At 70.8% G+C, this 13,030-nt stretch carries 13 protein-coding genes; 6 read left to right on the forward strand and 7 right to left on the reverse strand.

Going from position 1 to position 13,030, the window contains the following annotated elements; all coding sequences use genetic code 11:
* Positions 1-5 precede the first annotated feature (5 nt).
* From CRP56_RS29390 to CRP56_RS29400, 3 genes are all read right to left on the reverse strand, one after another.
* A complete protein-coding gene (locus tag CRP56_RS29390; RefSeq protein ID WP_097269034.1) occupies positions 6-1,832 on the reverse strand; it encodes a glycoside hydrolase family 18 chitinase in 1,827 nt (608 codons plus the stop codon).
* Positions 1,833-1,950: 118 nt separating this feature from the next.
* Positions 1,951-2,592, reverse strand: a complete 642-nt coding sequence (locus tag CRP56_RS29395) for a response regulator (RefSeq protein WP_097269036.1) — start codon at positions 2,590-2,592, stop codon at positions 1,951-1,953.
* Positions 2,589-3,758 (reverse strand): sensor histidine kinase, encoded by a 1,170-nt coding sequence (locus CRP56_RS29400; protein WP_097269037.1) that lies wholly within the window; start codon positions 3,756-3,758, stop codon positions 2,589-2,591. The genes CRP56_RS29395 and CRP56_RS29400 overlap by 4 nt, the downstream gene beginning before the upstream one ends.
* A gap of 151 nt (positions 3,759-3,909) precedes the next feature.
* On the opposite strand from CRP56_RS29400, the gene CRP56_RS29405 reads away from it, so the two are divergent.
* Complete coding sequence (locus CRP56_RS29405; RefSeq protein WP_097269039.1) at positions 3,910-4,443, forward strand: hypothetical protein; 534 nt, start codon at positions 3,910-3,912, stop codon at positions 4,441-4,443.
* Here CRP56_RS29405 and CRP56_RS29410 read toward each other — a convergent pair.
* The 3 genes from CRP56_RS29410 to CRP56_RS29420 are packed head-to-tail and all read right to left on the reverse strand — an operon-like array spanning position 4,440 to position 6,568.
* Positions 4,440-5,012, reverse strand: coding sequence for a cob(I)yrinic acid a,c-diamide adenosyltransferase (locus tag CRP56_RS29410; protein WP_059192315.1), 573 nt, complete (start codon positions 5,010-5,012; stop codon positions 4,440-4,442). The genes CRP56_RS29405 and CRP56_RS29410 overlap by 4 nt on opposite strands.
* Before the next feature lie 13 nt (positions 5,013-5,025).
* Positions 5,026-5,775 carry an ABC transporter permease gene (locus CRP56_RS29415; RefSeq protein WP_097269040.1) on the reverse strand — a complete coding sequence of 250 codons (750 nt, stop codon included), beginning with the start codon at positions 5,773-5,775 and terminating at the stop codon, positions 5,026-5,028.
* A gap of 10 nt (positions 5,776-5,785) precedes the next feature.
* Positions 5,786-6,568: an ABC transporter ATP-binding protein gene (locus CRP56_RS29420; RefSeq protein WP_097274581.1), complete on the reverse strand. Its 783-nt coding sequence runs from the start codon at positions 6,566-6,568 to the stop codon at positions 5,786-5,788.
* An 81-nt stretch (positions 6,569-6,649) separates the two neighbouring features.
* Here CRP56_RS29420 and CRP56_RS29425 point away from each other — a divergent pair, with 81 nt between their 5' ends.
* The 4 genes from CRP56_RS29425 to CRP56_RS29440 all read left to right on the forward strand — a co-directional run bounded on the left by CRP56_RS29425 (position 6,650) and on the right by CRP56_RS29440 (position 11,587).
* Positions 6,650-7,291 (forward strand): TetR/AcrR family transcriptional regulator, encoded by a 642-nt coding sequence (locus CRP56_RS29425; RefSeq protein WP_097274583.1) that lies wholly within the window; start codon positions 6,650-6,652, stop codon positions 7,289-7,291.
* A gap of 137 nt (positions 7,292-7,428) precedes the next feature.
* Complete coding sequence (locus CRP56_RS29430; RefSeq protein ID WP_097269042.1) at positions 7,429-8,277, forward strand: 3-hydroxyacyl-CoA dehydrogenase family protein; 849 nt, start codon at positions 7,429-7,431, stop codon at positions 8,275-8,277.
* 207 nt (positions 8,278-8,484) lie between these two features.
* Complete coding sequence (locus tag CRP56_RS29435) at positions 8,485-8,808, forward strand: STAS domain-containing protein (protein WP_059192313.1); 324 nt, start codon at positions 8,485-8,487, stop codon at positions 8,806-8,808.
* A gap of 274 nt (positions 8,809-9,082) precedes the next feature.
* Entirely contained in the window at positions 9,083-11,587 is a 2,505-nt protein-coding gene (locus CRP56_RS29440) for an ATP-binding protein (RefSeq protein ID WP_097269043.1), read from the forward strand.
* Positions 11,588-11,668: 81 nt separating this feature from the next.
* Here CRP56_RS29440 and nucS read toward each other — a convergent pair whose 3' ends face one another.
* Positions 11,669-12,340, reverse strand: coding sequence for an endonuclease NucS (gene nucS, locus CRP56_RS29445; RefSeq protein ID WP_097269045.1), 672 nt, complete (start codon positions 12,338-12,340; stop codon positions 11,669-11,671).
* Between the two features lie 255 nt (positions 12,341-12,595).
* On the opposite strand from nucS, the gene CRP56_RS29450 reads away from it, so the two are divergent.
* Entirely contained in the window at positions 12,596-12,988 is a 393-nt protein-coding gene (locus tag CRP56_RS29450; RefSeq protein WP_097269047.1) for an SCO5389 family protein, read from the forward strand.
* The last annotated feature ends 42 nt before the right edge of the window (positions 12,989-13,030 follow it).

Here is a 13,030-nt window from a genome sequence, read left to right on the forward strand (position 1 = left end):
CGGAGTTACTGCAACCCGCTGTTGATGGCGCTCACCAGCTCACCGTTGGAGCTGTCGCCGCTGAACTCCCAGAAGAAGGCGCCGCCGAGGCCCTGGTTCTTGGCCCAGGTCATCTTGGTGCCGATGGTGGCGGGGGTGTCGTACGACCACCAGTTGCTGCCGCAGTAGGCGTACGCCGTGCCGCCGACGGTGCCGGTGGCGGGGCAGGACGTCTTGAGGACCTTGTAGTCCTCGATGCCCGCCTCGTAGGTGCCGGTCGCCGGGCCGGTGGCGGTGCCGCCGGGGGCGGCCTGGGTGACGCCGGTCCAGCCGCGGCCGTAGAAGCCGATGCCCAGCAGGAGCTTGCTCGACGGCACGCCCTTCGCCTTCAGCTTGGCGATCGCGTCGGCCGAGTTGAAGCCGGCCTTCGGGATGCCGGAGTACGAGGTGAGCGGGGAGTGCGGGGCGGTGGGGCCGGTCTTGTCCCAGGCGCCGAAGTAGTCGTACGTCATCACGTTGTACCAGTTGAGGTACGCGGAGGCGCCGCCGTAGTCGGCCGCGTCGATCTTGCCGCCGCTGGAGGCGTCCGCGGTGATCGCGGCGGTGACGAGGTAGTCGCTGCCGAACTCCGAACGCAGCGCCGCCACCAGGTTCTTGAAGGCCGCGGCACCGGAGGTGTCACAGGTCAGACCGCAGGCGTTCGGGTACTCCCAGTCGATGTCGATGCCGTCGAACACGTCCGCCCAGCGCGGGTCCTCGATGACGGACTTGCAACTCGCGGCGAACGCGGCCGGGTTGGCGGCGGCCTGGGCGAAGCCGCCGGAGTAGGTCCAGCCGCCGAAGGAGTACAGCACCTTGATGTTCGGGTACTTGGCCTTCAGCTCGCGCAGCTGGTTGAAGTTGCCGCGCAGCGGCTGGTCCCAGGTGTCGGCGACGCCGCTGACGGACTGGTCGGCGGTGTAGGCCTTGTCGTAGGCGGCGTAGGTGTCGTCGACGACGCACTTGCCGTCCTTGACGTTGCCGAACGCGTAGTTGATGTGCGTGATCTTCGAGGCGGAGCCCGAGGTCACCAGGTTCTTGACGTGGTAGTTGCGGCCGTAGACGCCCCACTCGGTGAAGTAGCCGAGCTTGACCTTGCCGCCGGTGCCCGGGTCGGTGCCGCCGCCGCCCGTGGTGGTCACGGAGACCGCGCCGCTGACCGGGCCGGTCTGGTCGGCGGTGTCGCGGGCCTGGACGGTGTAGGAGTACGAGGTGCCGGCGGTCAGACCGGTGTCGGTGTACGAGGTCGTCGTCACCGTCGCGACCTTGGTGCCGTTGCGCAGCACGTCGTAGTTCTTGACGCCCTTGTCGTCGGTGGCCGCGCTCCAGGTCAGCTTCACCGAGGTGTCGGTGACGCTCGACGCGGTCGGGGTGCCGGGGGCGCTGGGCGCGCTGTCGCTGGGGTTGGTGGTGCCGCCGTCACAACTGCCGCCGTTCAGCTTGCAGTTGGCGGGGGAGCCGGGGCCGGCGCCGTTGAAGCCGAAGGAGACGGAGGCGCCGGGGGCGAGGGTGCCGTTCCAGGACTTGTTCTTGGCGGTCCAGTGGGTGCCGGACGAGGTGACGTCGGCGTCCCAGGCGGAGGTGACCGAGGTGCCGGAGGGGTAGTCCCACTCCACGGTCCAGGAGCTGAGGGTGGTGTCGCCGGTGTTCTTGACGGTCCACTTGCCTTCGAAGCCGGTGCCCCAGTCCTGGGTCTTGGCGAAGGTCGCGGTCGCGGAGGTCGCCGCCTCGGCGGGACTGGCCAGCCCGACCAGTCCGGCGAAGGGGAGCAACAGCGTCGCGAAGCCTGCTGCGGCTCTGTGTCTGAAGCGCATACCGCGCCTCCTTCTCGGGGATGGGGGCACGACTGAGCCTTCGTACCCACGGTGCCGCGAGAATAGAAAGGTCTGGACCACGGGTCAATAGGTCTGGACCACTCTCGTATGCAACCGCTCAGACACCCAACTCCTGCGCGAGTACCGCCGCTTGGACCCGGCTGCGCAGCTCCAGCTTGCCCAGGAGACGGCTGACGTGCGTCTTCACCGTCGCCTCCGCCATGTCCAGGCGCCCCGCGATGTCCGCGTTGGACAGCCCTTCGCCCAGGCAGGACAGCACTTCGCGTTCACGGCGGGTGAGCAGGTCCAGGACGGCCGGGTCCGCGCTCGGCTGCCGTACCGGCTTCGCCGCGAACTCGGCGATCAGGCGCCGGGTGACGGCCGGGGCCACGATGCCCTCGCCGCGGGCCACCGTGCGGACGGCCTCGACGAGGTCCCGCGCCTCCGTGTTCTTCAGCAGGAACCCGGCCGCCCCCGCCCGCAGCGCCCCGAACACGTACTCGTCGAGGTCGAAAGTGGTCAGCACGAGGACGTCCGCGAGCCCCTCCTCCGTGACCTTCCGGGTCGCCGACACCCCGTCCAGACGCGGCATCTGCACGTCCATCAGGACCAGGTCCGGCCGCAGTTCCCGGGCCAGCGCCACCGCCTGCTCCCCGTCGGCGGCCTCGCCGACCACCTCGACGTCGGGCGCGCTGCGCAGGATGAGGACGAGCCCGGCGCGCACGGCGGACTGGTCCTCGGCGACGAGCACACGAATCATGCGGGGTCTCCATCGGTGAGGGGGAGGGCGGCGCGTACGGCCCACAGGGTGCCCTCGGGACCGGCCGCGAAGGCGCCGCCGAGCAGCGCGACCCGCTCCCGCATGCCGACCAGACCGGCGCCGGAACCGGGGGCGCGCGGGCCGTCCCGGTGGCCGTACGGGCTGGTCACGCGCACGTCGAGGGAACCGTCGCGGCGGGCGAGGGCGACGGTGACGCGGCCGGGGCAGGCGTGCTTGAGCGCGTTGGTCAGGGACTCCTGGACGATCCGGTAGGCGGCCAGTTCGACGGGGGCGGGCACGGTCGTGCCCTGCTCGGCCTCCAGCGTGACGTCGAGACCGTTGGTGCGGGCGTCCTCCACGAGGGCGGCGAGGCCGTCGAGGGTCGGGACCGCGGTCGGCTCCTCGTCGCCGTCGCGCAGGATGCCGATCAGCCGGCGCATCTCCGCCAGCCCCTTGACGCTGTTCTCGCGGATGACGCCGAGGGCCTGCGCGGAGGTCTTCGGATCGTCCAGGGACAGCGCCGCGGTGGAGTGGATGGCGATCGCGGAGAGGTGGTTGGCGACCATGTCGTGCAACTCCCTGGCCATCCGGGCGCGTTCGGCGGTGACGGCCTGGGTGCGGTCCATCTCCGCGAGCAGCGCGGTCTGTTCGGCGCGCAGCCGGGCGGCTTCGGCGGCGTCGCGGTGGTTGCGGACGATCCAGCCGGTGGCGGCGGGCCCGTACGCCACGACGCCGACGACCACACCGATCAGCAGCGCCTCCGGCACCCGCCACACCGCGAACGGCACCAGCGTCGCGACGACCGTGAGCAGGCCGGTGATCCACTGGATGCGGCGGGCCGAGGCGAGCGGGCCGTACAGGACGGCCGCGTAGACGAGGTCGGTGAACATCAGCACCGACGCCAGGCTGCCTTGGGTCAGCACGTCCGCGCAGATCGCGACCGTGCCGGTCAGCAGCGCCACCCGGGGTGCCGCACGGCGCAGCAGCTCACAGCCGGCCAGCACGGTGAGCGGCAGCAGCACCGGCCAGGGGCCGTCGAAGAGGGTGATCGGGTCGTCGGAGCGCCGGGTGCCGAGCCCCAGCAGCACGAGCAGCAGACCGCCGAGCAGGCCGCCGGCCGCGACGTGCACGTCGAAGCGGTGCGGGCGGGGGAGTCGTACGGCCATGTCCCCATGAAACACGGCCGTCGCGCGGCCCGCCTGATCCCCGGGGACGGTCCTGGACTGCATCTTTCGATGTACGGCGAGTTCGTCAGCGACGACGACGAAAGCGGGGGAGCGCGGCCCGAACCTGGGAGAGAGGGAAGGGAGCGAGTTCATGATCGTCGGGCTGATCGTCGCGTGCGAGGTGGCGTTCTGGGTGTTGCTGGCCGCCGGGCTGGCCTTCCGGTACCTGCTGAAGATGCCGCGCACCGGCCTTGCTCTGCTCCTGTGCGAGCCGCTGCTGGAGCTGGTCCTGTTCACGGTCACCGCGATCGACCTGCGCGACGGCGCCGAACCCGACTGGAAGCACGGCCTGGCCGCCGTCTACATCGGCTTCACCGTCGGGCTCGGCCACGCCACGATCCGCTGGGCCGACGCCCACTTCGCCCACCGCTTCGCGGGCGGCCCGCCGCCGGTGCGGCCGCCGAAGTACGGCACGGCCCGCGCCGTCCACGAATGGAAGGTCGCGGGCCGCTGGGTCGTCGCGGCAGTGGTCGCCATGGTGCTGCTCCAGGCCGCGATCTGGTACGTAGGAGGCGACGGCGACACCGATTCACTCCAGGCGTGGCAGCAGCGCATGCTCTGGCTGATCGGCATCAACGTCGTCATCGCCGGGAGCTACACGCTGTTCCCCAAGAAGGAGCCCTAACGCTCCCCGCCGGGCACCCACAGCACGTCCCCGACCTCCTTGTTCGCCGTCCGGGCCAGGATGAACAGCAGGTCGGACAGGCGGTTGAGGTAGGTCGCGGTCAGCGGGTTCATGACCTCGCCGTGCACCTCCAGCGCCGCCCAGGTGGACCGCTCGGCACGCCGTACGACCGTGCAGGCCTGGTGCAGGAGGGCCGCGCCCGGGGTGCCGCCCGGGAGGATGAACGACCGGAGCTTCTCCAACTGCTCGTTGAAGTGGTCGCAGTCGGCCTCCAGCTTGTCGATGTAGAACTGCTCGACGCGCAGGGGCGGGAACTCCGGGTTCTCGACGACGGGCGTGGACAGGTCGGCGCCGACGTCGAACAGGTCGTTCTGGACGCGCGTGAGGACCTTGACGACCTCCTCGGCGAGCCCACCGAGCGCGATCGCCGTCCCGATCACGGCGTTCGCCTCGTTGGCGTCGGCGTACGCCGAGATCCGCAGGTCGGTCTTGGCGACCCTGCTCATGTCGCCGAGGGCGGTGGTGCCCTGGTCGCCGGTCCTGGTGTAGATGCGCGTCAGATTGACCATGTGACCAGCCTAGTTACGCTCCGGCCGTCCGGAACACGCGTGTGCCCACTGTCACGGCGAGCGCCGAGAAGCCGAGGGCGACCAGGACGCCGTACGCCATGTGCGCGGTCGCGTACTCGCCGACGTACGCGTCGCGCATCGCGTCCACCAGATAGCGGAACGGCATGAAGTGGGAGAGGACGTCCAGCCAGGCCGGGCCGAGCGTCATCGGGAGCATCAGTCCGGACAGCAGCATCGACGGCATCGACACGGCGTTGATGAGCGGGCCGAACTCCTGGGGGGTGCGGACCTTCATCGCCACCGCGTAGGACAGCGAGGCGAGCGAGACGGTGAGCAGCCCGACGAACGCGAAGCCGATCAGGATGCCGACGAGCGGCGCCCTCAGCCCCATCACCAGCGCGGCCAGCACCAGCAGCACCGCCTGGAAGACGAAGACCGTCGCGTCCCGCAGCACCCGGCCGAGGAGCATCCCGAGCCGGCTGACGGGCGTGACCCGCATCCGGTCCACGATCCCCGCCCCCTTCTCCAGGATGATCATGAATCCGGCGAACAGGGCCCCGAACAGCCCGAGTTGGAGGAGCAGCCCGGGTACCAGCACCTGCCAGGAGCTGCCCTGACCGCCGAGCGGCAGATCGGTCAGGAGAGGGCCGAAGAAGAGCAGATACAGCAGCGGCATGAGCACGCCGAAGAGCAGCGCGAAGCGGGACCGCAGCGACTGGCGCAGATAGCGGCCGTAGATGAGCGCGGTGTCGTGGAGAAGCATGTCGCGGGTCCTATACGGCTACGGGGGCGGCGTCGGCCGGTGTCGCGCTGCGGCCGGTGATGGCGAGGAACGTGTCCTGGAGGGTGGCGTCGATCGAGCCGCCGTGCTCCAGCTTGAGCGCGCTCGGCGTGCCCTCGGCCACGACCACGCCCCGGTCCACGATCACCAGGCGGTCGGAGAGGGCGTCGGCCTCGTCGAGGTAGTGGGTGGTGAGGAAGACGGTCGTGCCGTGCTCGGCGCGCAGCCGCCGGATCAGGTCCCACAGGTCGGCGCGGCTGCCGGGGTCGAGGCCGGTGGTCGGCTCGTCGAGGAAGAGGACCTTCGGGCGGTGGGTGAGGGCCATCGCGATGTCCAGGCGGCGGCGCTGGCCGCCCGACAGCTCCCCGCACCTGCGGTCGAGCAGCTCGGTCAGCCCGAGGTCGCGGGCCAACTCCTCGGCGCGGCCGGCGGCCTGGGCCTTGGTCAGCCGGTAGAGGCGGCCCTGGGTGACCAGCTCCTCGCGCACGCTGATCTGCGGGTCGACGCCGCCCGACTGGGCCACGTACCCGCAGGCCCGGCGCACGCCGGCCGGGTCGGTGGCGAGGTCGTGCCCGGCGACGGTGGCGGTGCCGCCGGTCGGGGCGAGGAGGGTCGTGAGCATGCGCAGGGTGGTGGTCTTCCCGGCGCCGTTCGGACCGAGGAAGCCGAGGATCTCGCCCTCGCGGACGGTCAGGTCGATGCCGCGCACGGCCGCCACGGGGCCGCGCTTGGTCTGGAAGGTACGGGCCAGTGAGGCCGTACGGATGACGGTCATGACCACTAGAAAAACAGGGTCTCTTAAATTTTGCAACGCCCCCAAAATTTCAGAGGCTCCAACGAAGCTAAGATGGTGACCATGGCAGAGGGGCTCAGGGAGCGGAAGAAGCGCGAGACGAGACAGCGGATCTCGGACATCGCCACCGGACTGTTCCTGGAGCACGGCTTCGTGACCGTGACCATCGCGGAGGTGGCCGAGGCGGCCGACGTCTCCGTCAACACCGTCTACAACTACTTCCCGGCGAAGGAGGACCTCTTCTTCGACCGGTCCTCCGGCGTCGTCGAACAGCTCTCGCGCTGGGTGCGGGCCCGGAGTGCGGGCGAGTCCGCCGCCCGTGCCGTGCTGCGCGAGCTGCGCGCGGAGGTGGAGGCGGTCTCGCCGCGGGTCGGGCTCATGGCGGGCTACGACCGCTTCATGCGCTGCATCCAGGAGGCCCCGCCGCTGCGGTCCCGGCTGTGGAGCCTCCAGCAGGAGATCCACGACCACCTCGAAGCCACCTTGCGGGAGGAGGCGGGCGTGGACGCCGCCGACCCGCTGCCGGGGCTGATCGCCGGTCAGATCTGCTGGGTCCACTCGGAGGTGTTCGTCCGTATCGGGCGAGACATGGTCGCAGGGCGCAATCCGGACGAAGTGTCACGTGAGGTACTGGTCTACCTGGACGACATCGAGGAGCTGTTGAGCGAGAAGGTGCTCAACTACGCCGTACGAGACCCCTCGTGACGTCTGCCGGTGTGATGTCCGTCAGATGAGACGTGACGCGCATTACTTACCGGTCACACAGCCCCTCACGGGCGCTAGGGTCCGCCGAAGAGGCAACTTAAACAGCGTGTAAGGCGTTCAAAAGGGGAGTCGCAACAGTGGCACGGAAGCTTGCCGTCATCGGCGCCGGCTTGATGGGTTCCGGGATCGCCCAGGTCTCCGCATCTGCGGGCTGGGACGTCGTCCTGCGGGACGTCACCGACGAGGCCCTGACGCGTGGCACCGACGGCATCAAGGCCTCGTACGACAAGTTCGTGAGCAAGGGCAAGATGGAGGCGCACGACGCCGACGCCGCCCTCGGCCGGATCACCGCGACCACCGACCTGGACGCCGCCGCGGACGCCGACATCGTCGTCGAGGCCGTCTTCGAGAAACTCGAAGTCAAGCATGAGATCTTCCGCGCGCTCGACAAGATCGTGCGTGAGGACACCGTCCTCGCCTCCAACACCTCCGCCATCCCGATCACCAAGATCGCCGCCGCCACCGAGCACCCCGAGCGCGTCGTCGGCGTCCACTTCTTCTCGCCGGTGCCGATGATGCAGCTCGTCGAGCTGGTCCGCGGCTACAAGACGAGCGACGAAACCCTCGCCACCGCGCGGGAGTTCGCCGAGTCCACCGGCAAGACCTGCATCGTCGTCAATCGCGACGTCGCCGGTTTCGTCACCACCCGGCTCATCTCGGCGCTCGTCGTCGAGGCCACCAAGCTCTACGAGTCCGGCGTGGCGACGGCGGAGGACATCGACCTCGCCTGCAAGCTGGGCTTCGGGCACGCCATGGGCCCGCTCGCCACGGCCGACCTGACGGGCGTCGACATCCTGCTGCACGCCACCAGCAACATCTACACGGAGTCCCAGGACGAGAAGTTCGCTCCGCCCGAGCTGATGCGCCGGATGGTTGACGCCGGTGACATCGGACGCAAGAGCGGGCAGGGCTTCTACACGTACTGATCACCACCCGGTACACGTACTGATCACCACCCGGTACACGTACTGATCAACGCCCGAATTCACATACGCCCCTCTGGTGTCACACCGACGGGTGAATTCGGTATCGGTTCGCTTACAGACGGCAACCTCTGACCGCCTCGCGCAGTCAGAGGTTGCATCACCGGACATCACATTCGCGGAGCACGAGACGCACCACGGGGAGCGCATATGTTCATCAGGGGCGACCACGTCGAGCTGGTCGTCGGGGGCCGCCTCGACGTCCGCAGCGCGGCGGACGCCCGTACGGTCCTGCACTCGGCCGTCGACGACGGAGTCGGCGATCTCGTGCTCGACCTGTCCGAGCTCGACTCCTGGGACGCCACCGGACTCGGGGTGATCATGGGGGCCCACCGCAGGGCCGGCCGCTGCGGCCGACGCCTGGTGCTGCGCGACGTACCGCCGCAGATGCAGCGCCTGCTGGTGGCCACCCGGCTGCACCGGATCCTGGCGATCGAGGGCGGCATCGGGGTGGAGTCGCTGCCCCGGGTGTGAACGCTTGTGCGCATGCGGTGTGAGCGTCCGGTGTTGCAATGGTGAAAGGCGCGCCGCGCACAATCCTCACGAGACTGTGACGTCTCGGACGGCGCGGTGCCCCGGACTGTCGTAGATACTGTGCGAAGGTTTAGGGTTCGGTCGCCCGCTGGAAGCACGTCCCTGAACGAGCGGGCCCGGACCAGAAGCGACAGCGCGGTGTGCAGCAGGCCGGAGGGGGCCTGGGTCCCGAGGGACCCACGACACACGAGACGCTTTTGGGGGGCTTGAACCTATGGACCCGAACAACCGGGGACCCGAGGAGTACGGCCACGAAGGTGACGGCGGCAACCCGTCGCGCCAGCGTCCGCCCCGGGACCCGCTCACACCCGGCCTCGGCCCGAGCACGCCCGCCCTGGCCCGCACGGTGCAGCTGGTCTCCGGTGACCATCTGCTCACCGTCAATCCCGTCGACGGCAGCGAGATAGAACCCTGCCCGCCGGGCGAACGGCCCGGTCGGCCGCGCAAGCTCAGCGCCGCCGAACGCGCCGAGACCGACCGCGCGGCCCGCCCGCCGGCCCCGTCCGGCCCCACCCCGCCCCGGCTGCCGCTGCTGGCCCGCCAGGACGAGCGCGAACGCCTCGTGCGGCTGCTCGCCCGCGGCCGCTCCGTCCGGCTCACCGGCCCCGCCGGATCGGGCCGCACCAGCCTCCTCGACGTCGTCGCCGAGGACTGCTCGGATCTCGCCCCGGACGGGGTCGTCCGCCTGAGCGGCTTCCACCGCAGCGCCGACGACCTCCTCCACGACCTCTTCTACGCCGTCTACGACGCCCCCCTGCACAGGCCCGGACACGAGGACCTGCTCGCCCTCGTCCGGGAGATCGGCGCGGTCGTCGTCCTCGACGACGTCGAGTTCGGCGGCGCCGCGCTCGAGGACCTGCTCGAGGCCACCCCCGAGTGCGCCTTCCTCGTCGCCGCGACCCCGGACGTGCCCGCGCCGTCCGCCGACTCGGCCCTCGAAGAGGTCTTCCTCGACGGCCTGGACCGGGCCGGGGGAGTGGAGCTCCTGGAGCGTGCCGTCGGCCGCGTGCTCACCGAGGACGAGGCCAACTGGGCCGGCGACCTCTGGTTCGAGTCCGAGGGCCTGCCCCTGCGGTTCGTCCAGGCCGGCGCCCTGCTCCGGCAGCGCGACGAAGTGCGCGCCAGCGCCGACGCCTTCGACGAGTTCGGCGTCTTCCAGGGCGCCCAGGTCGACGCCCCCTACGAGACCGCCGACGGCGACGACGTGCCGCTGCCCTCCCTCGCCGAGGGCGCCGCACCGGCCGCGCTGCTCGCCGGCCGGCTCAGCGAGTCGGCGCGCACCGCCCTGCGGTTCGCCGTGGCGCTCGACGGCGAGGTGCCGCACCAGGCCCATCTGCCCGCCCTCGTCGGCGACACCCACGCCGACGCCGCGCTCGGTGAGCTGCTGAGCTGCGCGCTGATCACCCCGGTCGGCTCCCGCTACCGGCTCGCCGCGGGCGTCCGGACCCAGCTGGAGAACGCCGGATACGGCGACGACATCGACGACCGCGCCCTGGCCGCGGCCCGGCACTACGCCTGGTGGGCCGGGCACCCCTCGGTCACGCCCGAGCGGGTGTGCGCCGAGGCCGACGCCGTGCTCGCCGCCCTCACCGTGCTCGTGCCGGTCGTGGAACCGTCCGACGAGGACGAGGAGAACGTCACCGTCCAGCTGGCCCGCACCGCCGCGCCCGCGTTCGCCGCCGGACTGCACTGGAGCGCTTGGGAGCGCACCCTGCGCTTCGGTGCCGAGGCCGCCCGGGTCTCCGGCGAGGTGGGTGAACAGGCCTACTTCCACCACGAGTTGGGCATCCTCGCGCTCTGCACCGACCAGCTGGACCGGGCCCGCGCCGAGCTGGAGGCCGCCATCGCGCTGCGCGGCGCCCTCGCCGACAAGCGCGGCACCGTCGCCGGCCGCCGTGCCCTCGCGCTGGTCGCCGACCGGTCCGGCACGCTGCCGGCCATCACCGCGACCGCCGGCGAGGAGGTGCCCGACGCCCGCCACGAGGAGTCGCTGTCGCCGCCCGGCGGCATCCCGGCCTTCCCGCCGCTCCAGCCGCCGAACGACCCCTCGACCCTGGTCACCCACCGGGCCGTGGCCCCCGCCTCCGCCGTGCCCAACCGCAAGGCCCGCGGCGGCCTCAAGGGCCTCGCCCGGCGCAACCTCGTCGCGGCCGGCGCGGGCGCGCTCCTCGCGGCCGTGCTCGGCACGGTGGTGACGCTCGGCGCCACGTCCGACAACGACGCGAACACCCCGTCCGACAAGGTCGGCGTCAACCCGTCGGCCAGCCAGGGCGCCGATGACGGCAGCCTCGGCGCCGACGTGCCGAAGAACGACGACGGCAAGGGCGACACCGGCACGGCCACCAGCCGCCCGACCGACCCGGGCCCGGACGGTACGTTCGGTACGTCGGACGACCCGACGCCGACGGAGAGCACGCAGCCCTCCGACGACCCGAGCGGGACGAAGACGCCCACCTCGAAGCCGCCGTCGTCGACGTCCAGGCCGCCGTCGACCTCGGCGTCCCCGACCAAGCCGCCGTCGACCTCGCCGACGCCGACGCCGAGCACGCCCTCGGGTTCGCCGACGCCGACGACGAGCCCGACACCGACGCCGTCGACCACGCCGTCCACGTCGGACTCCGCCAGCGGCCCGGCCTCCAGCGCGCCCGCCAGCGCCTCGGAGAGCGGCGGCGCCGGGACGCCGAGCACGTCGGGCTCCGCGTCGGGCGCGGTCATCTGACGCGCGTGCACCAGCAGTGAGGGCCGGGTTCCTGTCAGGAACCCGGCCCTCGTCGTCGTAGAGGCTCGAAGAGCGCTGCCGTCAGAAGAGCCGCAGCTTGTCGTCCTCGATGCCGCGCAGGGCGTCGTAGTCGAGGACCGCGCAGCCGATGCCGCGGTCCGTGGCGAGGACGCGGGCCTGGGGCTTGATCTCCTGGGCGGCGAAGATGCCACGGACCGGGGCGAGATGCGGGTCGCGGTTCAACAGCTCCAGGTAGCGGGTGAGTTGCTCGACGCCGTCGATCTCGCCGCGCCGCTTGATCTCGACCGCGACGGTCTGGCCGTCGGCGTCCCGGCACAGGATGTCGACCGGGCCGATGGCGGTCATGTACTCGCGGCGGATGAGGGTGTAGCCGTCGCCGAGGGTCTCGATGCGGTCCGCGAGGAGCTCCTGAAGGTGTGCTTCCACGCCGTCCTTGATCAGGCCCGGGTCGACGCCCAGTTCGTGCGAGGAGTCGTGGAGGATCTCCTCCATCGTGATGATCAGCTTCTCGCCGGCCTTGTTGACGACGGTCCAGACGCCGTCTTCGTCACCCGCACCCTCCTTCAACGTGCAGGGCGGGGACATCCAGTTCAGGGGCTTGTAGGCCCGGTCGTCCGCGTGGATCGAGACGCTGCCGTCCGCCTTCACGAGGATCAGACGGGGCGCGGACGGGAGGTGGGCGGTGAGCCGGCCCGCGTAGTCGACGGAGCACCGGGCGATGACGAGACGCATGGTGGGCAACGCTACTCGACGGCCCGCCGTCGAAGCGATTCGGCCCCGTAGCACCCGGAACGACCCGTGTTCGTTTGTGGCCGATTGTGTGCCCATTGGGGGCCCTCTATGTACGCAATCTCCTGGTGCCGTCACGGCCCGTTGCCTACGGTAGTAAACGGGAGGTCGCGAGGCATGTACTCAGCGTGTTCGGCATCGCGGACTCCCTCATCTGTCCGGCAACCCCTGTTGCTTGGGGGTGCGAGAGGAGAACCCATGTCGCTCGACGTCTCACCGGCCCTACTCGAGAAGGCCGAGCGAGGCGAGGTCGACGAAGCGGAATTCGTCGACTGCGTCCGGACCTCCCTGCCCTACGCATGGGAGATGATCAGCTCCCTGGTGGCCCAGCTGAAGGTCGACGGCGGTTCCTTCGCCGACAACCAGACGCCCCCGCCGGACGAGCAGGCACGCGGTCAGCTGCTGCGTGCGCTCGCGAGTGACGCGATACGCGGCGCGCTGCAACGGCACTTCGGGGTACGGCTGGCGTTCCAGAACTGCCACCGGGTGGCGGTGTTCCCGCTGGACGCCTCGGTGGACGAGACGCTGGCCCGCTTCACCTCGGTCCGCAGTCAACTGCTGAACCAGTCCCCGGAGTTCCGGGACTGCTGACGCACGAGCCGTTCGCTTGCCGCTCCGTACGCGGGAGGTGCA

It is taken from the genome of Streptomyces sp. TLI_55 (genome assembly GCF_900206255.1).
Taxonomy (GTDB): domain Bacteria; phylum Actinomycetota; class Actinomycetes; order Streptomycetales; family Streptomycetaceae; genus Streptomyces; species Streptomyces aquilus.